This is a genomic window from Pseudomonas sp. GW821-FHT03E01 (assembly GCF_059420765.1).
Genome location: NZ_JBWKUI010000023.1, coordinates 46,523 through 72,091, shown reverse-complemented (window position 1 = coordinate 72,091; position 25,569 = coordinate 46,523). Strand labels below are relative to the sequence as shown.

Annotated in this window: 14 protein-coding genes and 1 tRNA gene; 1 reads left to right on the top strand and 14 read right to left on the bottom strand. The window is 60.3% G+C overall.

From position 1 onward, the window contains the following. From AC07VO_RS28350 to AC07VO_RS28330, 5 genes are all read right to left on the bottom strand, one after another. On the bottom strand, positions 1-3,800 hold a 3,800-nt coding region (locus tag AC07VO_RS28350), incomplete at its 3' end, for a DUF5801 repeats-in-toxin domain-containing protein (RefSeq protein WP_495007724.1). 297 nt (positions 3,801-4,097) lie between these two features. Further along, a complete protein-coding gene (locus AC07VO_RS28345) occupies positions 4,098-8,294 on the bottom strand; it encodes a DUF5801 repeats-in-toxin domain-containing protein (RefSeq protein WP_310392643.1) in 4,197 nt (1,398 codons plus the stop codon). A 211-nt stretch (positions 8,295-8,505) separates the two neighbouring features. Next, positions 8,506-10,482 carry a metallophosphoesterase gene (locus AC07VO_RS28340; protein WP_192350243.1) on the bottom strand — a complete coding sequence of 659 codons (1,977 nt, stop codon included), beginning with the start codon at positions 10,480-10,482 and terminating at the stop codon, positions 8,506-8,508. A 157-nt stretch (positions 10,483-10,639) separates the two neighbouring features. Further along, complete coding sequence (locus tag AC07VO_RS28335; RefSeq protein WP_192350245.1) at positions 10,640-12,379, bottom strand: dipeptidase; 1,740 nt, start codon at positions 12,377-12,379, stop codon at positions 10,640-10,642. Positions 12,380-12,533: 154 nt separating this feature from the next. Continuing rightward, positions 12,534-13,646 (bottom strand): CapA family protein, encoded by a 1,113-nt coding sequence (locus AC07VO_RS28330; RefSeq protein WP_192350247.1) that lies wholly within the window; start codon positions 13,644-13,646, stop codon positions 12,534-12,536. Positions 13,647-13,870: 224 nt separating this feature from the next. Here AC07VO_RS28330 and AC07VO_RS28325 point away from each other — a divergent pair. Beyond that, a tRNA-Gln gene (locus tag AC07VO_RS28325) sits at positions 13,871-13,945 on the top strand. A gap of 171 nt (positions 13,946-14,116) precedes the next feature. On the opposite strand, the gene AC07VO_RS28320 is transcribed toward AC07VO_RS28325, so the two are convergent. From AC07VO_RS28320 to AC07VO_RS28280, 9 genes are all read right to left on the bottom strand, one after another. After that, positions 14,117-16,114 (bottom strand): peptidase U32 family protein, encoded by a 1,998-nt coding sequence (locus tag AC07VO_RS28320; RefSeq protein WP_192350249.1) that lies wholly within the window; start codon positions 16,112-16,114, stop codon positions 14,117-14,119. A 219-nt stretch (positions 16,115-16,333) separates the two neighbouring features. After that, the gene (locus AC07VO_RS28315; RefSeq protein ID WP_457327232.1) at positions 16,334-17,806 is read right to left on the bottom strand and encodes a LamG domain-containing protein; glycoside hydrolase family 16 protein; all 1,473 of its coding nucleotides are present in this window, start codon (positions 17,804-17,806) and stop codon (positions 16,334-16,336) included. Then, positions 17,803-18,867: a UDP-glucose 4-epimerase GalE gene (gene galE / locus AC07VO_RS28310; protein WP_018928891.1), complete on the bottom strand. Its 1,065-nt coding sequence runs from the start codon at positions 18,865-18,867 to the stop codon at positions 17,803-17,805. The genes AC07VO_RS28315 and galE overlap by 4 nt, the downstream gene beginning before the upstream one ends. An 83-nt stretch (positions 18,868-18,950) precedes the next feature. Beyond that, positions 18,951-20,369: an oligosaccharide flippase family protein gene (locus tag AC07VO_RS28305; protein ID WP_192350252.1), complete on the bottom strand. Its 1,419-nt coding sequence runs from the start codon at positions 20,367-20,369 to the stop codon at positions 18,951-18,953. A gap of 13 nt (positions 20,370-20,382) precedes the next feature. Beyond that, the gene (locus tag AC07VO_RS28300) at positions 20,383-21,336 is read right to left on the bottom strand and encodes a glycosyltransferase family 2 protein (protein WP_086945652.1); all 954 of its coding nucleotides are present in this window, start codon (positions 21,334-21,336) and stop codon (positions 20,383-20,385) included. 17 nt (positions 21,337-21,353) lie between these two features. Then, complete coding sequence (locus AC07VO_RS28295; protein ID WP_192350254.1) at positions 21,354-22,667, bottom strand: O-antigen ligase family protein; 1,314 nt, start codon at positions 22,665-22,667, stop codon at positions 21,354-21,356. Continuing rightward, positions 22,667-23,776 (bottom strand): glycosyltransferase, encoded by a 1,110-nt coding sequence (locus AC07VO_RS28290; protein WP_192350256.1) that lies wholly within the window; start codon positions 23,774-23,776, stop codon positions 22,667-22,669. The genes AC07VO_RS28295 and AC07VO_RS28290 overlap by 1 nt, the downstream gene beginning before the upstream one ends. Next, complete coding sequence (locus tag AC07VO_RS28285; RefSeq protein WP_086945649.1) at positions 23,773-24,852, bottom strand: glycosyltransferase; 1,080 nt, start codon at positions 24,850-24,852, stop codon at positions 23,773-23,775. The genes AC07VO_RS28290 and AC07VO_RS28285 overlap by 4 nt, the downstream gene beginning before the upstream one ends. A 9-nt stretch (positions 24,853-24,861) precedes the next feature. Next, entirely contained in the window at positions 24,862-25,569 is a 708-nt protein-coding gene (locus AC07VO_RS28280; RefSeq protein ID WP_018928897.1) for a WecB/TagA/CpsF family glycosyltransferase, read from the bottom strand.

Below are 25,569 nucleotides of genomic sequence, written 5' to 3'. Positions count from 1 at the left end.
GTTTCATCGACCGTCAGCGTCGGCTCCGTGCCGGTGGTGCTGATGCTCGGTCCGTCATCCTTGAACACCAGGTTCTGGCCGATGTTCAGGGTCGCATGAGCGCTGTCGCCATCCTTGTCGGTGATGGTGGCGGTCAGCGTCACCAGATTGTCCGAGGTCAGACTCGTCGAATCATCCGGATTGGTTGGATCGGGATGCACCACCGCCCGTTGCTGGTCGAGAGTGACGTCGCCATTAGCCGCCACGCTGACGGTGAACACCAGCAGGTTGGTGGTGGCGGTGCGGCCTTCGACCACGCTGCCGTTGAGTGACAGGTTCACCGCTTCACCGGTGGCTGTATCCGTCAGTCCCGACGGGCCGGCAGTTACGCCCAACGCATAGGTCAGCGTACCCGCACCGTCGGCGCCAAACGCCGAGCTGAAGTTCGCTGCAAAGCTCTGGGTGGCGTCGGTCGTCAGTACCGTTTCGTCAACCGTCAGGGTTGGCTCCGTGCCAGTGGTGCTGATGCTCGGTCCGTCGTCCTTGAACACCAGGTTCTGTCCAATATTCAGGGTCGTATGAGCGCTGTCGCCATCCTTGTCGGTGATGGTGGCGGTCAGGGTCACCAGATTGTCCGAGGTCAGGCTCGTCGAATCATCCGGATTGGTCGGATCGGGATGCACCACCGCCCGTTGCTGGTCGAGGGTGACGTCGCCATTAGCCGCCACGCTGACGGTGAACACCAGCAGGTTAGTGGTGGCCGTGCGGCCTTCGACTACGGTGCCGTTGAGTGACAGGTTCACCGCTTCACCGGTGGCTGTATCCGTCAGTCCCGACGGGCCGGCAGTTACGCCCAACGCATAGGTCAGCGTACCCGCACCGTCGGCGCCAAACGCCGAGCTGAAGTTCGCTGCAAAGCTCTGGGTGGCGTCGGTGGTCAGTACCGTTTCATCGACCGTCAGGGTTGGCTCCGTGCCGGTGGTGCTGATGCTCGGTCCGTCATCCTTGAACACCAGGTTTTGCCCGATATTGAGGGTGGCATGGGCGCTGTCGCCGTCCTTGTCGGTGATGGTGGCCGTCAGGGTCACCAGATTGTCCGAGGTCAGACTGGTCGAATCATCCGGATTGGTTGGATCGGGATGCACCACGGCCCGTTGCTGGTCGAGGGTGACGTCGCCATTAGCCGCCACGCTAACGGTGAACACCAGCAGGTTGGTGGTGGCGGTACGGCCTTCGACCACGGTGCCGTTGAGCGACAGGTTGACCGCTTCACCGGTGGCGGTATCGGTCAGCCCGGAACCGCCTGCGACCACGCCCAGTGCATAGGTCAGGGTGCCCGCACCGTCAGCGCCAAATGCCGAGCTGAAGTTAGCGGCGAAGCTCTGGGTGGCGTCGGTGGTCAGTACCGTTTCGTCGACTGTCAGGGTTGGCTCCGTGCCGGTGGTGCTGATGCTTGGCCCGTCGTCCTTGAACACCAGGTTCTGGCCGATGTTCAGTGTTGCATGGGCACTGTCGCCATCTTTGTCGGTGATGGTGGCGGTCAGGGTCACCAGATTGTCCGAGGTCAGCGTCTTCGAGTCATCCGGATTGGTTGGGTCTGGATGCACTATGGCCCGTTGCTGGTCGAGAGTGACGTCACCGTTGGCGGCCACACTGACGGTGAACACCAGCAGGTTGGTGATGGCCGTGCGTCCTTCGACCACGGTGCCGTTGAGTGACAGGTTGACTGCCTCACCGGTGGCCGTATCGGTCAGCCCGGAGGCACCGGCTACCACACCCAACGCATAGGTCAGCGTACCCGCACCGTCGGCGCCAAACGCCGAGGTGAAGTTAGCCGCGAAGCTCTGGGTGGCGTCGGTGGTCAGTACCGTTTCGTCCACCGTCAGTGTTGGCTCGGTGCCGGTGGTGCTGATGCTTGGTCCGTCATCCTTGAATACCAGGTTCTGCCCGATGTTGAGGGTAGCATGGGTGCTATCGCCGTCCTTGTCGGTGATGGTGGCCGTCAGGGTCACCAGGTTGTCCGAGGTCAGGCTTGTCGAGTCATCGGGGTTGGTGGCATCGGGATGCACCACGGCCCGTTGCTGGTCGAGGGTGACGTCACCGTTGGCAGCGACGCTGACCGTGAACACCAGCAGGTTGGTGGTGGCCGTTCGACCTTCCACTACGCTGCCGTTGAGCGACAGGTTGACGGCCTCACCGGTCGCCGTGTCGGTCAGCCCGGAGCCGCCCGCCACCACACCCAGTGCGTAGGTCAATGTGCCCGCGCCATCAGCGCCAAACGCCGAGCTGAAGTTGGCGGCGAAGTTCTGGGTGGCGTCGGTGGTCAGTACCGTTTCGTCCACCGTCAGTGTTGGCTCCGTGCCAGTGGCGCTGATACTTGGCCCGTCGTCTTCGAAGATCATCTTGGAGCCGATTTCGGCGGTCGAAGTAGAGGCTTGGCGCAGATGGAAGCCATCGATATCAAAATCGGCGTGGTTATTGCCCTTGGCGTCGATGGCTGCACCGTTCTCGACGAGCACGCGGTTGTGATCCGAGGCTGTGGTGTATTCAATCTGGTAGCCGGCCAGAACGCCGCTGATGGTTGCAACCCCACCCGCAATGCTGATGGTAATGGCCGGATCATTCACCGAACCGTCTGAATTCTCGATCACTTGCCCGGTGCTGAGGTTCAAGACGCGAACATTGGTGATGGCCACTGGCGCATCATTCGCATATCCGTTGATGAAGTTCGCGCCAGGTTCAGCAGCGGTGCTGAATGCGCTGACTTTTACCACAGCGCTCTTGCCACTTTGCAACTGCACAACGTCGAAACTGGCCGACTTCGAATTGAAAACGCCGGTAAAGTCGATGTTGGATTCAACATCAGCTTCGGTCTGACTAAGGTTGGGAACGGTCACATCCTGTCGGGCACCGGTGACGAACGAAAAGCGGATGCCTTCCTGTTCCGTAATCATCTGGTTGTTGGTGCCGATGGTGGTTGGCCCACCACCCTGGCTGGTATTGATCGTGTCGCCGGTATTTATGTTGGCGCCACTTGACTGGTCTGCGGGGTCCTTGCCGGTGGCAATGATGGAGGGATCGGTGATCCGCATAACACCACCATCATCGACAACGGTCGGATTCGCTTTCGTGAACATCAGGAAGAGGTTCTGACCGGATGGCGCACTGGTCAAACTGAATCCCAGGTCCTGAGTGACTCCGATGAACACCTTATTCAGCAAATTGACCGAGTCATCGGGGTTCGTCATATCTGGATGCTTGAGCGGTTGGTACTCCACTGTCCAGATCTTGCCACCCGAGACCGGCGATCCGGTTTCATCGATATAGCCAGCGAACACGATCGCGCCAGCTGGGCCCCCGGCGCGGCCCACCACGATGTTATTGTTGCTCGTATCCGTATAGAGAAGGATGCTGGTGCCATCGAGGGTATCCAGTCCGCTATCCAGGCCATTGAGCGGTGCGCCAGCACTGTCGACGAAGCGGATATCGGTAACGCCGGACGGGTCGGTGAGGGTGAATGCATTGCTGCCGGTGTCGCCCACGGCACCGGTATAGCCACTCAAGGCCGCACCCGTTGCGGTACCTGCACCCAGTGCGGTCAAACGGGTAGAGAAGGCCGAGGGCAGGGAGGCCACCAGAATGTCGTTGTCGTCAGCGTCTCCCGCGGGGCTTGGCGTGGCGGTGAGGTTCTGTAGCCCGGCCGTTTCGTCCAGCGTAACGTTTGCGCCGGGCGTCACGCTCAGGGCGTTGGCTGTAATCGACATTAAGTTGAGGGAGGTCGGATCGCTCGTTAGCGATGAGTTTTGCTCGCGAATAGTCATGACGTTCTCCTGAGCAATTACGGTCATCGAGGCCTGACCATTGACCTCTACAACTATGACTAAGCGCTGGAGATTGAACATTGGCCGATACTCCCATGCGGGATAGGAGTTTCGGCCTAGCTGTCCTCATTGGTGGCCTGCTGCATGTCGTTCTCGTTGTTTTCTGCCGTGTTTAAGCCTTGTGGTGTTTGAGAGCCCACAGCGAATTCGATCCGTGCCGATCTCATTTTGGCACTGCAAAAACAATGCGAGGGTGGTTTTCGCCACCCTCGCATTGTTTTACGCGCACGCGCTGCCTCAGGCGCTGCCATGGACAATGTCGGTATTCAGAACATCAACCCCGACCAAGGTGATGGTCGTGATCTGTCCACCCGTTTCGGCAATCGTCACGACGCTGTTGGCACCGCTGTTGTCGATCGACTGCACAACGGCGCTCTGGTCGCCGTTGAGCACCAGCGTGTCGCGCAGCCCTGCGCTCGCATCGAAGCCGGTGATCTGGTACTTGTTCTGGGTGAGTGACAAATCGACGTTGAAGGCATCCCGCTCACCGCTTGTGCCCACCAGCGTGAAGTCGAAGGTGGTGCCCAAGTCGTTGGCGAACAGGTTGGCGTCGAAACCACTCGTCGCCGAGTCCCCATCCTTGTCCGTCAGCGTCGCGTTGAATGCCAGCTTGATATCGCTGGCCAGGCTTTCGGTCGGCTGAATGAACTCGATCACCGGGATCTTGACATCGCCTCGGCCCATCGTGAGCTGAACCGCGTCAATCAACTTCGTGCCTTGTTGCTGAACGAGGAAGGACACCTGTCCGCCGGCCTCCGGTGTCACGGTGTTCACCTCGATCAGGTTCGAGAAGGTGCCATCCTCGTAGTAGGCCCTGTAGTACAGGTCTTCGGTTGCCGTGTTGTACCCCCCCACGGAGTTATCGATGAAGATCTTCATGCCCGCCAGCAGGGTCTCCGGATTGATCACGAAACTTTCATCGGCAGCGCTGATGGCCACCAGGTTGTCTCCCTGGAGAATGTTATTGCCGACGCCGATGCCGGACGTGCTGACGTTCATGGCCGCAGGGTCGATGTACGAGGGCAGGGGGGTGGTCTGTAGCTGGGCTTCGGTGGGGTCGGGTTTCCCGACCCCGATGCCGGTCAGGATGTCCGAAGTCGACGCCGTCGCCTTGGCGGAAAAGAACACAATCTCCTCGGATGGCGAAGGAATGGTCGGCGGATTCTGCGGTGGGATCAACAATGTGCGCACTGGATCCGGGCCGCCGGCACTGAGCGAGCCGTCGGCACTGCTCAGCACAATCTGCGAACTGAAGCCTTGCACCAGGTCCAGTGTATAGGTGCCATTGCTATAGGCGGTCAGCGTGTAGTCGACGGAGGTATTCGCGGTGGCGGCATTGTTGTCGAAATCACCGGTCAACGTGCCGGCGAAATGGTAGGCGCCATTGACGTCCGGTGAAGGCGACTGCTCGGTGAGCGTGCCGGTGCCGGTGGTGGTCGTGTTGTCTGGCCGGACGAGGGTGAATTGGTTATTCACCAACGAAATATCCAGACCGGTTGCCCCCAGTCCGTCGGCTCCGGCCGAGTGATCCCAGTACCCTTGTTGTGGAAGGATGCTACCGGTGCCGATCAGGTTGCCGAAGGCAAGTGCAGGGCCGTCGTCCTGGAACACCAGGTTCTGGCCGATGTTGAGCGTGGCATGGGCGCTGTCGCCGTCTCCATCGGTTTTGGTCGCCGTCAGGGTTACCAGATTGTCCGAGGACAGACTCGTCGAATCATTCGGATTGGTTGGATCGGGATGCACCACGGCCCGTTGCTGGTCGAGGGTGACGTCACCGTTGGCGGCCACGCTGACGGTGAACACCAGCAGGTGGGTAGTGGCTGTGCGGCCTTCCACCACGCCGCCGTTGAGCGACAGGTTGACTGCCTCACCGGTGGCCGTGTCGGTCAGCCCGGAGGCACCCGCCACCACGCCCAGCGCATAGGTCAGCGTGCCGGCGCCATCGGCGCCATACGCCGAGGTGAAGTTCGCCGCGAAGCTCTGGGTGGCGTCGGTGGTCAGCACCGTCTCATCCACCGTCAACGTCGGTTCGGTGCCGGTGGTGCTGATGCTCGGTCCGTCGTCCTTGAACACCAGGTTCTGGCCGATGTTGAGGGTCGCCTGGGTGCTGTCGCCGTCCTTGTCGGTGATGGTTGCGGTCAGGGTCACCAGATTGTCCGCGGTCAGCGTTTTCGAATCATCGGGATTGGTCGTGTCGGGATGCACCACGGCGCGGAGCTGATCGAGGGTGACGTCACCGTTGGCGGCGACGCTGACCGTGAATACCAGCAGGTTGGTGGTGGCCGTGTGGCCTTCCACCACGCCGCCGTTGAGCGACAGGTTGACCGCCTCGCCCGTGGCTGTGTCCACCAGCCCTGAGGCGCCCGCGACCACGCCCAGCGCATAGGTCAGGGTGCCGGCCCCGTCAGTGCCATACGCCGAGCTGAAGTTGGCGGCGAAGCTCTTGGTATCGTTGGTCGCCAGTACCGTTTCGTCGACTGTCAGCGTTGGCTCGGTGCCGGTGGTGCTGATGCTGGGGGCGTCATCCTTGAACACCAGGTTCTGCCCGATATTGAGGGTGGCATGGACGCTGTCGCCGTCCCCATCGGTTTTGGTGGCCGTCAGCGTCACCAGGCTGTCCGAGGTCAGGGTCTTCGAGTCATCTGGATTGGTCGCATCGGGATGCACCACGGCGCGGATCTGGTCGAGGGTGACGTCGCCATTGGCGGCGACGCTGACGGTGAACACCAGTTGGTTGGTGGTGGCCGTACGGCCTTCCACTACCGTGCCATTGAGCGACAGGTTGACTGCTTCACCGGTGGCCGTATCGGTCAGCCCGGAGCCTCCCGCCACCACGCCCAGCGCATAGGTCAGGGTGCCGGCGCCATCAGCGCCAAACGCCGACGTGAAGTTGGCGGCAAAGCTCTTGGTATCGTTGGTCGCCAGCACCGATTCATCGACTGTCAGCGTCGGTTCGGTGCCAGTGGTGCTGATGCTCGGCCCGTCGTCCTCGAAGATCATCTTGGAGCCGATTTCGGCGGTTGATGTACTGGACTGCAGCACCTTGAAGCCGCCAATGTCGAAGTCAGCGTGCGTCTTGTCGCCGTTCTTGTCGGTCAGCAACCCGGCGTTCTCGATCATCACGCGGTTGTGGTCGGTCGCCGTGCTGTAGGTGATCTGCGAGTCGGTCGGAACGCCGGTGATCAGCACCGTGCCGTCGGCGTTGTAGGTGATGACGGCGGTGCTGACGGTGGCGCCCGCGAACGTCTTCACGGTGACGCTGCCGTTGGTGATCGCGACCTTTTCGGTGCTGTCGTTGGCGTAGCTGTTGACGAAGTTGACACCGCTCTGCGACCCGCTGACGTTGTCGGCGTTCTTGACGGCGGTGAGCAAGAGCTTCGCAGTCGTGCCGCCCGTCTCCTGCACGATCTTGAAGGTCGCGGAGCGGGCGCCGAAGTACTGGGTGAAGTCGATGTTCGCTTCGACACCCGCTTCGCCCGGGCTCAGGTTGGGGACGGTGAAGTCCGCCTTGGCACCGCTGACGAAGCTGAAGCGCAGGCCTTCCTGTTCGGTGATCGCCTGGTTGTTGGTGCCCAGGGTTGTGCTGCCGCCGCCCTGGCTGCTGTTGACCGTGTCGGCGCTGGTGATGGCATCACTGCTTGCCGACTGATCCAGCGGATCCCTGCCGGTGACGACGATCGAGACACCAGGAATCCGGCCGTTCGCATCGGCCGTCGCGCCCGCGGTCGTGAACATCAGGAACAACTGCTGGCCCGACGGCGCTTTGTCCAGACTGAATTCCGCGTCCTGACCGGCGCCGATGAACACCTTGTTCAGCAGATTGACCGCATCGTCGGGGTTCGTCGCATCTGGATGCTTGAGCGGTTGGTACTCCACGGTCCAGATCTTGCCGCCCGAGAGTGGCGATCCGGTTTCTTCGATGTAGGCTGCGAACACGATCGCGCCGCTTGCGCTCCCGGCTCGGCCCACCAGGATGTTGTCGTTGCTCGTATCGGTATAGAGAAGGATGCTGGTGCCATCGAGGGTGTCCAGTCCGCTGTCCACGCCATTGAGCAGTGCGCCAGTGCTGTCGACGAAGCTGACGTTGGTAATGGTTGCTCCAGGGTCGGCGGTGACGCTGAACGCATTGCTGCCGGTATTGCCCACGGCGCCGGTATAGCCACTCAAGGCCGCACCCATTGCGGTACCTGCACCCAGTGCGGTCAAACGGGTAGAGAAAGTCGAGGGCAGGGAGGCCAGCAAAATGTCATTGTCGTCAGCGTCTCCCGCGGGGCTTGGCGTGGCGGTGCTGTTTTGCAACCCGGCCGTTTCGTCCAGCGTAACGCTCGCGCCAGAGGTCACAACGCTGAGAGCGTTGACCACTGAGTCGAGGGTCGGAATGTATAGGGGGGTCGGATCGCCCGTTAGCGATGAATTTTGCTCGCCGGTAGCCATGACTTTCTCCAGAGCAATTGCGGTCATCGAGGCCTGACCGTTGACCTTTGGTCGCAACTATGGAGAAGCGCCGGGGATTGCGCATCGGCCGAAACTCCCATGCGGGATGGGAGTTTCAGACTACTTGGGAGGGGAAAGAGGAGGAGGGCGCGAAGGAGTAACGTCGTATATTACGTTTGTGAATGAGCACAAGACGGCGGCGGGGGCGACCTCATGAGCTGGTTCCTCCACGCCGAATCACGATGGGCTGCTCGATCAGCCGCAGTTCGAGCTCGCCCGAGGCCGGCACGAAGCGCGGGCCAGTGCTTTCAGGCGTTGCCCGCAACCTCCAGGTGCGCTGCACCTTCGCCAGTTTGGCGACTCCCGACGCCACGGACCAGCGCCGGCAGACCTTCTCCAGTTTGAGCGGGTAGAGGGTGAGTTGGTCGCCGTTGAAGTGCATGCGCAGAAAGCATTTGTGGTCGGCGATGCGTTGCGAGGAAAAAACCACTTCGCTATGTAGCCCCCATAAAGTGTTGGCCATGACCATCCAGGCACCGAATAGCAGCCCTCCCAAACTACCACCGAGCACCAGTGTCCCCACCAGGAACAACAAGACCTGGAGCAGGTTTTCTACCTCGAACTGCAAGTAGTGGATGTTGATACGGCCCATGAGCCACAGCAGCCCGATCGCCAGTCCCAGGTGAAGCAACCCGTGAACGGCCCCGACGCCATAGGCAAGCTTTCGGGTGCGTTTGACTCCGGCGGCTGAGAGCACTGCGCAGCCCAGCACAATGGTCACGGCGAGCATCACCGACGAAGGACTGTGTGCCAGGACCAGGACCAGTTGTCGCCATACCTCGCGCAGGTTGGGAATAGATACTTCGAGGCCAGACAATACCTCGATCAGGCTGCGGTTATCGCGCGCCGGATGGGGCACCTTGCTGGCGCTTTCTACCATCCAGTCGAACAGCAAGTACAAGATCGCCAGCATGCCGCAGAACGAGAGGTTGTGGGTGGGTAGCCGCCATGCCCGGTTACGCAGCTGCTCGGAGGTTTTTTTATCCGGGTAGGTTGCCGCCAGCTCGTAGTGCTGCGGCGTTCCGCCGACGCTGATCGGCTCGGGCGGATCTGGAAGTTGATGAGTGCCATGCAGGAAGGCGCCACCGCCTCCGCAGGTGATGCGTTGCGGTGCCTGGCTGCCGGCTTTTGGCTGGTAGCGCGCGTAGTGGTGCGAGTCTCCGGCCAGGACCACCGCCAAGTGGTCACCCAAGAGCTGCTCGATCTCGCGCAGACTGCTGAAGCGCAAGGTCTGGGTCTCGATCGAGGGCAGGGTCTTGCGCCCCACGCGTGCGAGTCGTTCGGCCTCATCCACCCAGCTCGGCTCGGGTGTACAGAGGATCACGCGGTCGCCTGGCTGCAGTTTGGCGCGCATCTCTTCGAAGTACTGCTTCTGCTGGCGGTCGATCATCGACTCCAATTGCAGGTCCAGGCCCCAGATCCACCAGCCATTGGGCAGCTGCAGCACGTAGTAACTGGTGTGTTGACGGGTTTCCCAGCCGCCGATGGGCTTCTGCTCACAAAACAGTTGGGAGAACCCGCGCAGGCCGTCATACCAATCGTGGTTGCCGGGCGTCGCCACCATCCATGGTGCACCTGGCTGCGGCACGGGCTGGTCCTGCTCATTCGGGCGAACCTTGGGGACCGGCGCGGGAAAGGCGGCGCGGAAGGGATCAAGGAAACGGGTGCGATAGCCGGATTGGGCCGGTGTGGGGTAGACCTGATCGCCGCCGAGCAGCAGCACGTCGCCGCGCGGCAGCGTGAGCTCTGGCAACTTGACATCCTGGCTGACGCACAGCGCCATGGAATAGGTGGAGTCCCAGCCATCGCCGGTATCCGCCAGATAGTCGATCCACACGTCACCGTCGGCAGCCACCTGAATGGGTGGGTTAGAGCCCCGGGGGTTGAGCATGGCCAGCACATCGCGAGGGTCCGCGAAGGCACCCATGGTGGTGGCGGCGGCCGATTGCATGCCCGTGCGCAGGAGCTGAAACGGGCCTAGCCAGTTGACCATCGACTCCTGGGTGTAAAGTTCGATGCGGCTATTGGTCGTGGAAGATTGGGTGGCGTGGGTCATGGCGAGGAGCGCAGAGTGCCCCTCTTCAAAGTGTCCCTCTCCAGGGCGGAACTCAATCGATTGCTCCTTCATCGCCTAGCCTCCATTGCTGTAAAGAGTCCGGGTACATCAGGTGGGGTTTGACTTCTTGTCGGTTGATTCAGAATAGGTCAGTTATGCGATAGCCGCCGGTTCATGGCAAGAGGATCAAAACGATGGACCCGCCAGAATGGCGGGTCCGGACGGGGGATCAGAGTGTCGGCAACTGCCCGATGCGACCCATCATCTCGGTCACGATCTGCAGGTCCAGCAGGAACTGGTCGACGGTCTTGAACTCGTTGTCGTTGTGGCCGGTGTACTTGAGCTCGGGCCTGGCCAAGCCGAACTGCACGCCGTTGGGCAGCTCATGGACCGAAGTGGCGCCGGCTGAGGTACCGAACTTGTGTTCCATGCCAAGGTTCTCGCTGGCCACGGCCAACAGCGCTTTGACCCATTCACCTTCGGGGTTGCGGTACATCGGCTCGGCGATCTTGTAGTCGAAGGCCACTGCAATGTGAGTCTTCTTGCTCCAGGCACCCAGCTTTTCGGCGATTTCAGCCTTGAGCGCTTCCGGGGACTTGCCCTTCGGCACGCGCAGGTTGACCGCAAGCTTGAAGGCTTTTTCATCCATCCCGACATAGGTCAGGGAGGTGGTCAGCGGCCCCATGAAGGCATCGGAAAAACCGACCCCCAACTTGCCGCCCAGGTAGTCCAGTCCCCAGTTGTCGACGGCATAACGGGCGGCGTCGGTAATGTGGTTGTGCTTGAGCGCGACCTTGCCGTCGAGGCTGTTGATGAAGCCCAGCATCCGTGCCACCGGGTTGATGCCTGACTCGGGCTCGGAGGAGTGGGCGGAAACGCCGGTGACCGTGAGCTTGACGTCCTTGCCGACGACCTTGGCGGTCACCTCGAAGTTGCCGCCATTGCGCTTGGCATAATCGCTACCTGCCTTCTGCAGACTGGCGGCCAGTTCGGCGGGCTTATCAGTCACAAGGGTAGCGACCGACGTTGACGGAATCTGGTTGGTTGCCAGGCCGCCGGTCATTGAGGTGATTTCGGCGCCCTTGCCCTGAGCGCTCCGCAGGGCAAAGTTCGCCATGACGGTGCCGTAGCCTTTCTCGGCAATCACCACCGGGTAGCCGCCATCCAGCGCCAGGTTGTAGTTGGGTGTCGGGTTGTGTTCGAAGTAATAGGGGATGGCGTCGCCGGTGGTTTCCTCGGTGGTGTCTACCAGCAGCTTGAAATGGCGAGCCAGCGGCAGCTTCTCTTCCTTGATGATCTTCATGGCGTAGAGCGCGACCACGATGCCGTTTTTGTCATCCTCGGTGCCTCGGCCATACATACGGTCGCCGACCAGGGTGACCTTGAACGGGTCGAGGCGGGTGCCGTCTTTCAAGACCCAGTTCTCCGGCGTCACGGGCACCACATCGGCATGTGCGTGAATGCCCACGATTTCGTCGCCAGCCCCTTCGAGGGATATTTCATAGACTCGGTTGTCGATATTGCGAAAGTTCAGGTTGAAGGCCTGGGCCAGGCCCTTGAGCTTGTCGCCGATCTTGATGAATTCAGGGTTGTCGTGTTGGGCCACGCCGTCCACGCGGAAGGTCGGGATGGCCACCAGTTCGCGCAGGGTCTCGGTGGCCGCGTTGCCGTACTTCACCCGCGCATAGAGGCCAAGCAGGCGATGAATCTCGTTCTGCTGTTCAGCGGAAAGGGGCTTGTTGCCCTGGAAAGCACTGATTGCCGGGCCGAGGTTACCGGTTTTGGCAAGCTCGCTCTTGGCCAGGCGTTCCAGGAACTGCCTGAAATCCGTTACCGATGCATCGCTGAAGGTCTTGAGGATGGTCGCGCTCTGTTGCGGGGTAATGTTGGCGTGCGCTGAGGTGGTGAACGACAAAAGGCTGGCCAGCATCAGGGTTGTCGCGGCCAGTTGCTTAAGTGAAAAGTCCATTGCTGGGGGCATTCCTTTGCAGGTGGTTGGTAGGAAATATCTGATTGATTAGTCAGAAACTTTTCCAAACTAACACCAAGAGGGAGTAGTACGGGAGTACCTGAAGTGCGATCTGTCGCACAGAAATGCAAAAGCGACGCAGAAATGAAAAAGCCTACCAACGCAACTCGAAGGTATTTTGCGCGCCCGTCTGGAGGCTGCTGCCCAAGCGTTTGCACTCGCGAGAAAGGGTGTCTTGCAGCCATTGACGGTCATCCCCTTCGGCGCGACAGAGGCGAAAGCGCTGCAGGCGAGTGGGTATCAGCTCCAGCGTCTGCAGGCGTCCGTCCGGGGCCAGCGAGACAAAGTACAGAAGCCCCAGGTCGCCGCGATAATCTGCGTGGCCCTCGATGCCTTCGTAATCGTTCAGCAGATCCCCGCAGCCATAGAGAATCAGGCGCTCGCGGTACACCTCGATGCCTTTGACGTGGTGCGAGGAATGGCCATGCACCACGTCAACTCCGGCCTCATCGATCAGGGCATGGGCGAACCGGACCTGCTCCTGCGGGATCTCGAACCCCCAGTTGCCGCCCCAATGAATGGAGGCCAGCACCCGATCCCCCGGATTTTTGTACTTGAGAATTCGTTCGGCCACAGGGCGCAGGCTTTGCATCGACAGATCTTCCAGCCGCGCGACGCCCGCGCGGCTATCCGTGGCGGCCCACTGCGGTGGAATGCCGCTGTCGGGAGCGCCGAGGCCAAACACCAGCAAGCGCTGTCCGCCTGACAACGGCAGCACGGCGGGCGCTTCGGCAGATTGTCGGTTGAGCCCGGCGCCGGCACTGCACATGCCGTTGTTCGCCAGGGTGGCCAGCGTATCGGCCAGGCCAGGCACGCCCCAGTCCAGCACATGGTTGTTGGCCAGCACGCAGCAATCGATGTCGGCGGCACTGATGGCCGGGAAGTTCCCCGGGCTCATGCGGTAATTGATGCCCTTTGGCTCCGGTCGTCCGCGGCGGGTCACCGCTGTTTCCAGGTTGATAATGCGTGCGTGTGGCTGGCGAAGTTCGAACTCATCCAGCGCAATGCCCCAGATATAGGTGAAATCGACCGGGCGGGGAATCGGGCCATTGTGTCGTTCTGCCAACCGGACGTAATCGCCGGCTTTCTTGACGTAGTCTTCGTAAAGCCGTGGATCGCCAGGATGCGGCAGCACTGCGTCGATGCCTCGGGCGGTCATGACATCGCCGGTGAGAAACAGCTTCAGCGTATCGGTAACGGCTGCCATGGCACCCTCCGGATATCCCGAATAGCCTGGATCAACAGTAAATCTCTGTTTTAAAACAAATTAGTTTGTTTTTGGGCTTCCCAGACGCAGCGAAAGTTGATAAATTTCCGCGCGTTCTTGCAGAGGCCCTTACGGGGCTTGCAGCGTAGGGACGCAGCAGCTCGATATTGCTCGTAAGCTGCGAAATCAGAAAGAGAGTGCCAGGCACTCGTCGCAACAGCTACAGGGGCGTCGCCAAGCGGTAAGGCAGCAGGTTTTGATCCTGCCATGCGTTGGTTCGAATCCAGCCGCCCCTGCCATTTTCCTTACACTCATCCAGTCATGACTCAGTCGGCGGTATTGCGCGAGTCCTGGATGGTCGTGTTTACGAGAAACGCCAGTGCCGATTCGGCCTGGCGTTTTTTTGTGTCGGTTAAATATCCCTCCGAACACAGCGAGCGCGACGCCGTAGCGGCGCGCTCGCCCGTCACTCAGTGGGGCGCGCGAGGGATGGTCTTGAGCAGGTCTTCAGGGCTGATGTGCCCGACAACCGGCTGCACGCTGCCCGGTTGCGGCAGACCAAGGATGTGCCCCTTCATCTTGCCGATCACGTGCATCTCGCAAGGCTTACAGTCGAACTTCAACGTCAATACCTCGTCACCGTGCACCAGCTGCATCGGTGCGACCTTGGTGCGCACGCCGGTGACGCCCTTGGCCTGCTTGGGGCAGAGGTTGAAGGAGAAGCGCAGGCAGTGCTTGGTGATCATCACCGGCACCTCGCCGGTCTCCTCGTGAGCCTCATAGGCCGCGTCGATCAGCTTGACGCCGTGCCGGTGATAGAAGTCGCGGGCTTTCTGGTTGTAGACGTTGGCCAGGAACGACAGGTGGGACTCCGGGTACACCGGTGGCGGATTGGTCTCGGCCTTGCGACCACCCCGTGGGTGGGCTTCGATGCGGGCCGCGGTCAGCGCTTCGATGACTTCGCGGCGCAAAGCCTTGAGCTGGGAGTTCGGGATGAAATACGCCTGCGGTGCATCCAGCTTGATATCCGTGGCGTGGTATTGCGTGGTGCCCAACTGGCCGAGCAAGTCGTGCAGTTGCTCCAGGGCCTGTTCCGGCTTGTTGGCCAGGCCGAATGGACCGTCGAGGGCGACATTGGCGCTGACACCTTCCTCGCTGGTGGCGGTCAGTTCGAGGCGATCCTCACGCAGGCGAGCGACCCAGGCCAGACCCACCCGGCGCTCGGCGGAGGTCTTGAGCAGGGCTTGCTGCCAGTTGTGGTCGAGGTTGCGACTCAGCGGGTGATTCGGCCGCAACTGGTGCAGCCCCTTCGGCATTTCGTTGGGCTCGACACGGTAGCGGTAGCGCTTTTCACCGTCTTCTTCGAACTCGCCCTTGGGCTCGGCGATGTTGGTACGCCAGCCCACCACCTCGCGCTTGACCAGCACATTGAGGCCGTCGCCGTTGGACAGCGGTTCGTGGGTGACCACCAGCAGGTCGCGCTTGCCGACTTTCTCCACCACGCCCACCGGCAGGCCGGTGAAGGTCGGCGAGTCGAAGGCGCCGATGTCGATCTTGCGCTCGCTGACGAAGTAGTCGGTGCTGCCACGATGGAAAGTCTTGTCCGGATCGGGCAGGAAGAAGTGCGCGGTGCGGCCGCTGGAAGCGCGAGCCAGGTCCGGACGGTCTTCGAGGACGTCGTCCAGGCGCTGGCGATAGTAGGCGGTGATGTTCTTCACATAGCCCATGTCCTTGTAGCGCCCCTCGATCTTGAACGAGCGTACACCGGCTTCCACCAGCGCGCGGATGTTGGCGCTCTGGTTGTTGTCCTTCATCGACAGCAGGTGTTTTTCGTAGGCGATCACACCGCCTTTTTCATCCTTGAGGGTGTAGGGCAGGCGGCAGGCCTGGGAGCAGTCGCCACGGTTGGCACTGCGACCGGTCTGCGCATGGGAGATGTTGCACTGGCCGGAGAACGCCACGCACAGCGCGCCATGGATGAAAAACTCGATGGCCGCGTCGGTCTCGTCGGCAATGGCGCGGATCTCCTGGAGGTTCAGCTCGCGGGCCAGTACCAGTTGCGAGAAACCGGCCTGATCGAGGAACTTCGCCCGCGCCAGGGTGCGGATGTCGGTCTGGGTGCTGGCGTGCAGCTCGATCGGTGGAATGTCCAGCTCCATCACGCCCAGATCCTGGACGATCAGCGCATCGACGCCGGCGTCGTACAACTGGTGGATCAGCTTGCGCGCCGGCTCCAGCTCGTTGTCATGCAGGATTGTGTTGATGGTGGTGAACACCCGCGCGTGATAGCGACGGGCGAATTCCACCAATTGGGCGATATCGCTCACCTCGTTACAGGCGTTGTGGCGGGCGCCGAAGCTCGGGCCGCCGATGTACACCGCGTCGGCGCCATGCAGGATGGCCTCGCGGGCGATGGCCACGTCGCGGGCGGGGCTGAGCAATTCCAGGTGATGCTTGGGTAGGGACATGTTTTTTTAGTCTGGCTTGTCACGGTCAAGGTGCGCATTGTAGCGGCGAAACGCCTGACCGGCACCCATGTGCTGCCCGATGGCGTTTGTCCGCTGAGCAACACGAATAACCATCGGCTTCATCCCTTGGCCGAATCCGATGGCTGATGTAGTGAATCTGCCGCTGAGCAAGGATGGAAGGGGAAGGATCAAATTCAAAGACGCTGGATCAAGACCCGGCTATCGACCGCGCCGCCACACCTTGAGGTAGTCCACGCTGAAAGTGGAGGGCAGATCGGCGTCGTCGACAACGCCGAACCAATTCCACATGGCCTCGCTGTCAAAGTTGATTTGCATCGGGAAGAACCAGTGGGTGTTCTTGGCCTCTCGCACCAGGACGCCGTCTACGTACCAGCGCAAGGTGTCGGGTTGCCAGTCAAAACCGTAGACATGAAAGTCGCTGGCCAGGCGCCACGGGGCGATCCAGCTGCTGCCGTCGCTGAGGTGGGCGGTGCTTTGTGGCGTGGCCCAGACATGGGCGTTCATGTTGTATAGACGGTCGAAGGCGGCGCCCTTGGTCTTGCCGCCGATCTCGAATATGTCGATCTCCGTGGCATTGTCGGCAAGCCCCGTCCACGCTAGCCAGAAGGCGCTGGAACCCGCCGATTCCATGGGTTTGGCGCGGGCTTCGTAGTAGCCGTAAAAACTGCGCTCGATCGTGCGGACCATCGCCGAGCTATAGCCTTGGTAACCCAGCCGAACGTACTTTTGCGGCACGTTTTCCTTGCGGAAAACGATGTTGAGATTGCCATCACTCAGGTAGGCATTGTTCGGCGTGAACAGCGCCGGTTTACGCCCGAGCGATTCGGTGCCCGTGGCATTGTTGACGTGCCAGCGACTGGTGTTAAGGGTCGCACCGTTGAAGTCGTCGGAAAATTGGCTGTCCACCCTCCATTGGCCGACATTGGCCTGATCGGACAACGGCAGTTCGGCATTGATCCGCTGCGGTACAGCGTCCAGGGGGCCGATACGGGTCCAGGAATTGGCAGCCTTGGGGATAGCGACGGACCACTTTTGCGCCAGATACTGAAACGCGCGCTGCCGTTCCTCCAGAGAGGCCAGGTGACGGTCGTACACCAACACTTCCGCGATGTCGCCACGCAAGTCTTCAGTGCTACCGACCACATTGCGCCCCACCGCAAACGGGCCTATAGGCACGTCGTTGAGTTCCAGAACAAACAGGGTTGGATCGTAGGCGGTGGGCTGTTGCACGCTGATCGCGAAATTCGGTGCCACGTTGTCGTTTTCAGCGATCCACGGGCGCGAGCTGAACAGCCGCTGCCAGGTCTCGCCGCCGCTTTGCCCGTTCAGTCTGCGTGACACGATCAATAAGGTCATGGGGCCTTTTGCGGCACGAATTGTCTTGCCAAGGAACGCCGACGAGCCACTCAAACGCACCACCGAATGGCCATTCATGGCGTCCTCCACACGCAGCGGAAGTGCGGCGCCTGCGGCATCGTCTACGGTAACGTCATTGGATTTGCCGGACTTGTCGTGCCACCGCAGGAGGTGGTTCTGGGCATCGAAGGTCATTTTTGAAGCATCGGCAGCGTCGAGCCACAGCACCAGGCCGTTGGCCAGCGGCGGGGGAGTGCCCCCCGACGCGTAGCACACAACCGATACCAGGGCTGCCAAAAGGATGTACCTGCTCATACCCATTGCTTTAACACAATCGATGCGGCCAATCCGGGTTGGGAGCGGTATCCGTGCGGATTACACATTTGCCATCGCCAGGTGTCGATGATCATCTGCATCAGGTCGCGCTGTGCGTACCAGCCCAGATCACGCCCCGCCTTGGTGGGGTCGGCCCAACATTCGGCGATATCGCCGACACGGCGCGGCGCGAACCGGAACGGGATGGTAATACCGGTAATGTCCTCGAAGCTGCGGATGATTTGCAGCACGCTGTGGCCAATGCCTGTTCCCAGGTTCCAGACGTGGATACCGTTTCTGTTCTGCAACGCCCGCAACGCTTTGAGATGGCCTTCGGCAAGGTCGACCACATGGACGTAATCGCGCACGCACGTTCCGTCGACAGTGGGATAGTCGCTGCCGTATACGGTGAGTTCGGGCATTTGCCTCATCGCGACTCGTGTCAGGCAAGGCAGCAGATTGTTGGGCTTGCCATTGGGGTTTTCCCCGATCAGCCCGCTATCGTGAGCACCAATCGGGTTGAAGTAGCGCAGCACCGCAATGCTCCACTGCGGATCGGACAGGCACAGGTCGGTGAGCAACTCTTCGATCAGCAGCTTGGTACGACCATAGGGATTGATCGGTTTGCCTGTGCCCAGATCTTCAATGAGCGGTATCTGTCGGGGAATGCCATACACCGTGGCCGATGAGCTGAACACCAGTTTGAAGACCTCGAATCGGGCCATCGCATGGCAAAGATTGAGCGTACCAATGACATTGTTGGCGTAATAGTCGAGCGGCTTTCGAATGCTTTCCTCCACGGATTTGAGACCGGCAAAGTGCACCACGGCATCGATGTCGTAGCGGCTGAAGATTTCATCGAGCAGGTGGTTATCGCGGATATCACCTTCAATGAAGTCGACTCGCTTGCGAGTCAGATACTCCAGGCGCGCGAGCGATTCGCGGCAGCTGTTACACAAGTTATCGAGGACCAGCACCTGTTGACCGGCGTCAATCAGGGTCAGGGTGGTATGCGAGCCGATGTATCCGGCCCCGCCGGTAATCAACGTGGTTTTGTGCATGATGAGGCGTTCCTGTCACAAGGAAATTGCGCGAGTCAGGAGAATGTGGGCCGGGTAGGAGAAAGGTTGTCGGGTGCGTCCTCTCAGCGGGTGGTGAAAACCGATTTGAATTCTTGCAGCCAGCGCGGATGCATCACGCTGTACGCCACGGCATAGCTCAGCGCGCCAACCACGATGTTGCAGAACAGGTGCAGGTAGCCTTGAACACTCAATCGGAAAGAAACCATCAGGACGATCGCAGCCATGACCAACGAGGCAACCACGCTGCGATAGTTGGTTTCGAAAAACAGCCGCCAGTCATAGCCGATTGCGCGGTTCAACCCACGGATTTGCAGTGGCGTGATGATCGCCATCCGGGCTAGCAGGGCGAGGGCGGCGGCCATGCCGCCATAAAGGCTGCCGAAGCTATAGACCAGCGCCAGTGCCAGTACGGTGGTTGCCACTTCGGCCTTGATGGTCAGGTGGCTGCAATTGACCGCGACCAGTGCGGTTGTGGCGTACATGGCGGTATTGCCGATGGCTGCCGTGCACGCAAGCACTTGCAGCAGGGGAATGGCCTCGGTCCATTTGGCGCCGAAGATCAACAGGATCAGGTCATGCGCCGTGAGTGCGATGCCGATGAACAGGGGCGTCAGCAGGAAGCCGCTGACGGCAGTCGAATCGCTGATGATCGCGCGCAACCGCGAGGGATCGGCGCTGCGCCGGGCAAACACCGGCAGCGCATAGCTGATCAGGCCGTGATAGATCGCCGTGCGCGGCAGATCGATGATGCGCATCGCCATGTTGAACATGCCCACCGCGTTGCTGCCGGCCGTCATGCCCAGGATGACGGTGACCCCGCGCTGTAGCGTTTGCGAACTCAGCGCGTTGATGGCAACCGGTGCGCCGGCCTTCAACAGTTCGCGCAGGAGCGGGCCGTCAATGCTAAAGGCAATGCGGCGCGGGTCTGCACGCATCAATACGACAATGGACACGAACTCCATGATCAGTACCTGGGCAATGACCGCCCAGGCCCCCAACCCCCAAAGCGCGACAGCGATGCCACCCACGCCACCACATACTTTGCCCAGTAACGTGCGCGACGCCAACATCCTGAAGTTGCCGCTACGGCGCATTTGCGCCACATAGACCCGCGCCATCATGGTGAACAGGATTTTCACCGAGGCCACCGCTGTCATCCATCGCAGCACCGGTTCGGGTGTGTACAGCGTTACCGCGCCCGAGATGACGACGATGGACAGCAGGCTGACGAGTACCGACGCCCAGAAGGCTGTGGCGATGTGTTTGTCTTCCAGTCGTTCGAGTCGTACCAGCGGGTCTTCCAGAACCGAGGAATAAATCATCCCGATCAACTCGACGACGGCAATGATGACCGTGCCCACACCCAACTCTGTGGGCGACAGCAGCCTGGCATACGCGACAAAGGTAATCATCGACAGGAAAATCAGGCCGAATTTCTCGGTGAAAATCCAGATCAATTTAACCAGACGATGATTGGCCATGGCGGATACCGGCTCAATGAGCGGTGGTGGACGCAGGTGCCTTGCGCAATGATTGGACGCATGCATAGAGGAAGCGCAATGTCGGTTTGCCGTTCCTGAAGATCAGCGCTTGCCAGGAATACTCCAGCATTCGCCGGTACACACCGATCACTTGGGCATGCTCTCCTCTGCGGGAAAACAGTTCGAGAAAGTCGGAGAGGCTGCCCAGCGCGAAATCGATCCGTTGCTGCTTGCTGAGCTGCGGGCCAAAGTGGGCGAGGTACTCTTCGATGAACCTGATCTTGTGCGGGTAGTACCTTGTCGGTTGCGCGGTCATGTTGGCGCTGTTGACCATGCGCTGCAGCAGCACCTCTGGCACCGTATGGACCTCCCAGTGTTCGGCGATCCGGGTCCACATGAAGCGGTCTTCGGAGTAACGCAGGCTGGCATTGAAGCCGCCGAGTTGCATGATCACGTCGCGTTTGACCATCGCGGAGGACACGCCATTGAGGACGTTGGCGCGGATGAAATCGTCGAAATGCCTACCGTTTTTTTGCCGGTCTTCCAGTATTCGCCTGCCGTCGCTGTAGTCGTTATGCACGTAGCAATCTATCAGCCCCACCGGCCGTCCCTGACGATCCAGTTCTTCAAACAGTGCCACTTGTTGCTCCAGCTTTCGCGGATACCATCTGTCATCGGCATCGAGAAACGCCACAAGAGTCTCTTCAGTGTGCTGCAGTCCGTGGTTGCGGGCGCTGGCCTGGCCTTCGTTGGCTTGATGCAACAGCGTCAGGCGAAACGGCGCCTTGAAGTCCCTGACCCGTTGGGGGCCATCATCGGTGGAGCCATCGTCGATGACGATGACGTGATCGGGCAGTCGCGTTTGCCCGGCCACGGACGCCAGTGTTTGCTCAATGCTGTCGGCGCCGTTGTACATCGCGATTATGACGCACACGGTATTGGGTGAAGGGTGGGCTTGGTCTGGCATGGTTATTTCTCCTTTCGTTACGCCTTGGCTGAATCGCGCGGCAATGCCTCGCCGGACGGACGCTGACGCAGGGTTGCTGCTGACAACACGGGGTATTTCGCGTGGTGATGCCGAAAGGACAGGGCCAGGACGCAGAACACCAGAAACTCCGCCGAGCGGTAGTTGGGCACGACATACGCTACATAGTTGGTGAGCATGAATGATCCGACGATGACCATCGCGCTGACATGAAACCGTGCCGATTGGTCCGCCATCACGGCCCGATAGTGTTTTAGCAGTGCCTCGATCAGCATGAGGAGCAGCGCTATCAACTGAACGATACCGCCGTTCAGCAAGGTTTCGATGTAGCCGTTGTGGGCATTACCGATGTAACCCCAGCGGCTGATAAAGACCTCGGCGCTGGGGCTGGACCAGAAGGCGCCGAAGCCGTAACCCTTGAGGAATTCGGCGTCGATCAGCGGTGTGAGCAGGTCCCAGATCAACGTGCGGTCGGTGAGTGATGGATCGCGACCAGTCAGCTCCAGCAGCAGCGTGTAGTTGCCGTAGAGAAAGAAACAGATCAGCAAATAGACGATCGTCGTGCCGAGGAATGCGGGCCATGAACGGTTGATGTGCAAACGGATCAGCGTGAGGAAGTACCAGTAGCTCACGGTGCCGGCAACAATCAGTGCTGTGGCGGTGGCGGATTGGGCCAGTGCAATCGCGATCAGCGAGAACAACGAGCAGATGATGGCCCAGGGATTGCCCTGACGGATCATCGGCAGCAGTAGCAAAATGGCGATCGCGTTGATCCGGGCGCCGGCATTTTTATCCGGGAAAATCCCTTTGAATGCACCCTCGCGAACACCGCCGTTAATGAAGGCGACATCGGGCCTGACAAGCGCCAGTATCAAGCCGAACAACGCAGCGGCGCCGATGAGACAGCCGAGCATGAAGGCGATTTTCTCGAGGCTGTAGTTGTAGGCGATGAAACCCGCAAAGAAGACCACGCTGATCAGCGCCACAAAACGTTTGAAACTTAACATCGGGTCGTGGGACCAACTGATCGATACCGCCAGGCAGAGCATGAACACCAGCAGGAAGGCGTTGTTCCTGTAAAAGCTTTTGCTGAGGAAGACCTTGTTGCGGATGAAGAAGAACAGCGGTACCAGCAGGGTGATCAGACCGCAAATCTGATTGACCGCGTTGCCTTCGAGGTCTTTTTCGGCCAAGTCCAGATTTGACGTATCCGCCAGCCCGGAAAAAAATCCGATCACCTGGATGTAGAACAGCACACCGAACAGCGTGAAGGCGTTGCGCAGCGTGCTGTACCTGACTTCCAGTGTGTTCATCACGACTGGCTCCCGAGTAGCGCATCGAGATAAGTTTTCGCCGCGCAAGCGCTCACGAAACGGGCGGCGGCATCGATGCGGGCCTGGCGATTTACATCACGCGGCAACGTCAGCTGCATCGTGATGGCCTGCGCCAGCGCGTCAGGGGCGTCGACGGCCACCAGCGGAGCGATCGCGCCATTATCGAGAATCTCTTGCGGCCCATAGGGGCAGTGAGTCGATACCACCGGAGTGCCAGTGGCCATGGCCTCGACCAGTGCGTTGGGGCTGCCCTCGAAACGCGACGACAGTACAAAACAATCGGCCGCCGCCACTTCTGCCATCGGATCACTGGTATAGCCTGGTAAATCGAACCGGTCGGCCACGCCCACAGCAACCGCTTGTTCGAGCAATTGGGCCCTGAGCGCGCCTTCGCCGAAAATGATCAATCGGGCGCTGGGATCAGGCAGTCGGGCGAAGGCATCGATCAATACGTCAAAACCTTTTTGCCGCGCCAGGCGGCCCACGGCGACAATCACCGGGGTGGACTTTTCCTGCAGCCAGCGGTGGTTTGGACGCGCCGGTGCCTTGTCGCGAAAATCGTTGTCGAGCACCGGATTGTCGGCGATGGTGACATCCTGGGGGCGGGTTATGGTGGTGTCGATCAGATCCTGGGCGACGCCGCGCGAGACGCAGATCACCGGATTAGGGATCAGTCGATACAGCAATGGTGCCAGCAGATACGCTGTGCGCACCTTCAACGCAGGGTTGACATATTTGTCATGGGAAAACGCGTTGCGCTCGCTGACATGCAGGCGCGCCAGCGTACCTGACAGCGCGGCGGCAGCGATGGCCACGACGTTGACGTGGGTGAGGGCGGCCAGTAACGCGTCGAAGCGATTGTGGCGAAGAAAACGTGCCAGCGCCGGCACGGCCCTGGAGCTGCGCGCGCTGTGCAACTCGACCTGTTTTACCCGTGGGTCGAGGTGCGCCGAGTTCACGCCGGTGCCAGTGAGCATCAGTAAAGTCACGTCATTGCCAGCGTCAGTCAGCGCTCCAGCGAGGCGCGCCATCATTTTTTCGGCACCGCCTCCACCCAAGTCCTGCAGAATAATCAGCAATTTTTTCATTGATTCCATACCTGGTAATACGCCTGCGCGGCGTATTGACTGGTGTACTGGCGGACTGCATCAGCGGCCACTTGTGCGTTTGGCGCAGCCTGGTCTTGCGAGGCCAGGCTGCGCAGCATTCCTTCGGCCAGTGCCGGTACATCATTGACCTTGACCAGTTGGCCGAGTCGGCCGTTATCAAGCAGCTCCCTGGGCCCGGTCTCGCAGTCGCAGGCCAGCACGGGCGTACCCAGCGCCAGGGCCTCGATCAGGACGGTCGGCAAGCCTTCATGAAAGGAACTCAGGATCAGCAGTCGTGCATGCCTGATCAATGGGTAGGGATTGCTCAGGAAACCAGTGAAATGCACACGGTCCTCGATGCCCAGGTGGTTTGCCTGCAATGTCAGCGCGGCGAGTTGCGGACCATCGCCAATGATCACCAGATCCGGCAGCGCGGCGCTGCTCAAGGCCATGGCATAGGCATCGAGCAGCAAATGGAAGCCCTTCGGCTCCACCAGCCGGCCCACTGCCAACCAGAACTCGGTCGGCAACCCTCTGAGCAGGGGCGTCTGCGCGGCGCTGAGCAGTTGTTCGGTGACCACCGCATTGGGGCAATAACGGATACGCTGGCGACCCCAGGGCACCAGATCGGCGAGGGCCTGATGCAGGCCTTTGGATACCGCCACCACCTGATCGTTGCCGCAGAGGTACAACCCATAGAGCAGGCGCAGGGTAGTGAGGCCGATTTTCTGCTCGCCGCAATCCAGTGCCGCGTGACGGGCGTAGATGACCTTGCATGAGCGACCCAGGGTGGCAAACCAGGTGCAGAGGTTGGCCTGTTCCTTGGCGGCGATAAGGTGGGTTACACGCTCACGACGGATAAGGCGACGCAGCACTCCGATCGACTTGAGCAGACCGAAGAATCCGTTGCCGCCACCATTGAAGGTGGCCGCTTCTTCATCGTCCGCGGTATCGCCATTCATGACGAAATAACTGACTCGCTGGCCATCCTTGAGAAACTGCCGGGCCAGGCGTTGCTGGACACGCTCCAGGCCGCCATCGGGCTTGAAGTCCTTGAGGATGAACAGGATATGCATGGTTGGCGCTCAGGGATAAGTGATATGGATCGTCACTTGGCGCCGGACGATCATCGCCAGCAGATGAACAAAATTGGTCGGGTAATCGACCAGGTAGCGCTTGATGGTGTGGGGTTCGCGGTACATCCGATAGAACGCGCGCAGATGCAGACGGTTGATCAGCTCAGGGTAGTAATGGTGTGTGGCCGTCGCCTCTTGGCGTATGAAACCGCCACAGGTGAATGCCACACCGTTGAAGCCGGCACGCAGGGCATCCTGTTCGAACTGCTCTTGAAGCCCGGCGCCCAGACCGACGATCAGGATGTTGGCTTCACTGCGGCAGATGTCCGCTTGAATACACGCGGCCTGCGGTGCATCGAAATAGCCGTTGTGATGACCGGCGATAAGCAACGCCGGGTAGCGCCCCTTGATCTTGTTGATGAACAGGTCCAGTTCGGTTTGCCTGGCACCGACAAAATAGATTCGCTTGCCTTGTTTCTCGGCACAACTGAAGACAGCGTCGGCGATGGACGTGAAGTCGAAGCTGACCCGACCGATCGTCCGGCCGGTGATGCGCGACATGAAGGTAGACATCAACATTCCATCGCAAAAATAGGCGATGGACGTCGGACTCCGATCGAACAGACTGCCGATGGACGCAAAGTTAATGAAGGAAAATGCTTTGTTGGCGTCCAGCAGGTTCGGTGCGAAATGCCCGATCAGTTCCAGATCTATCAT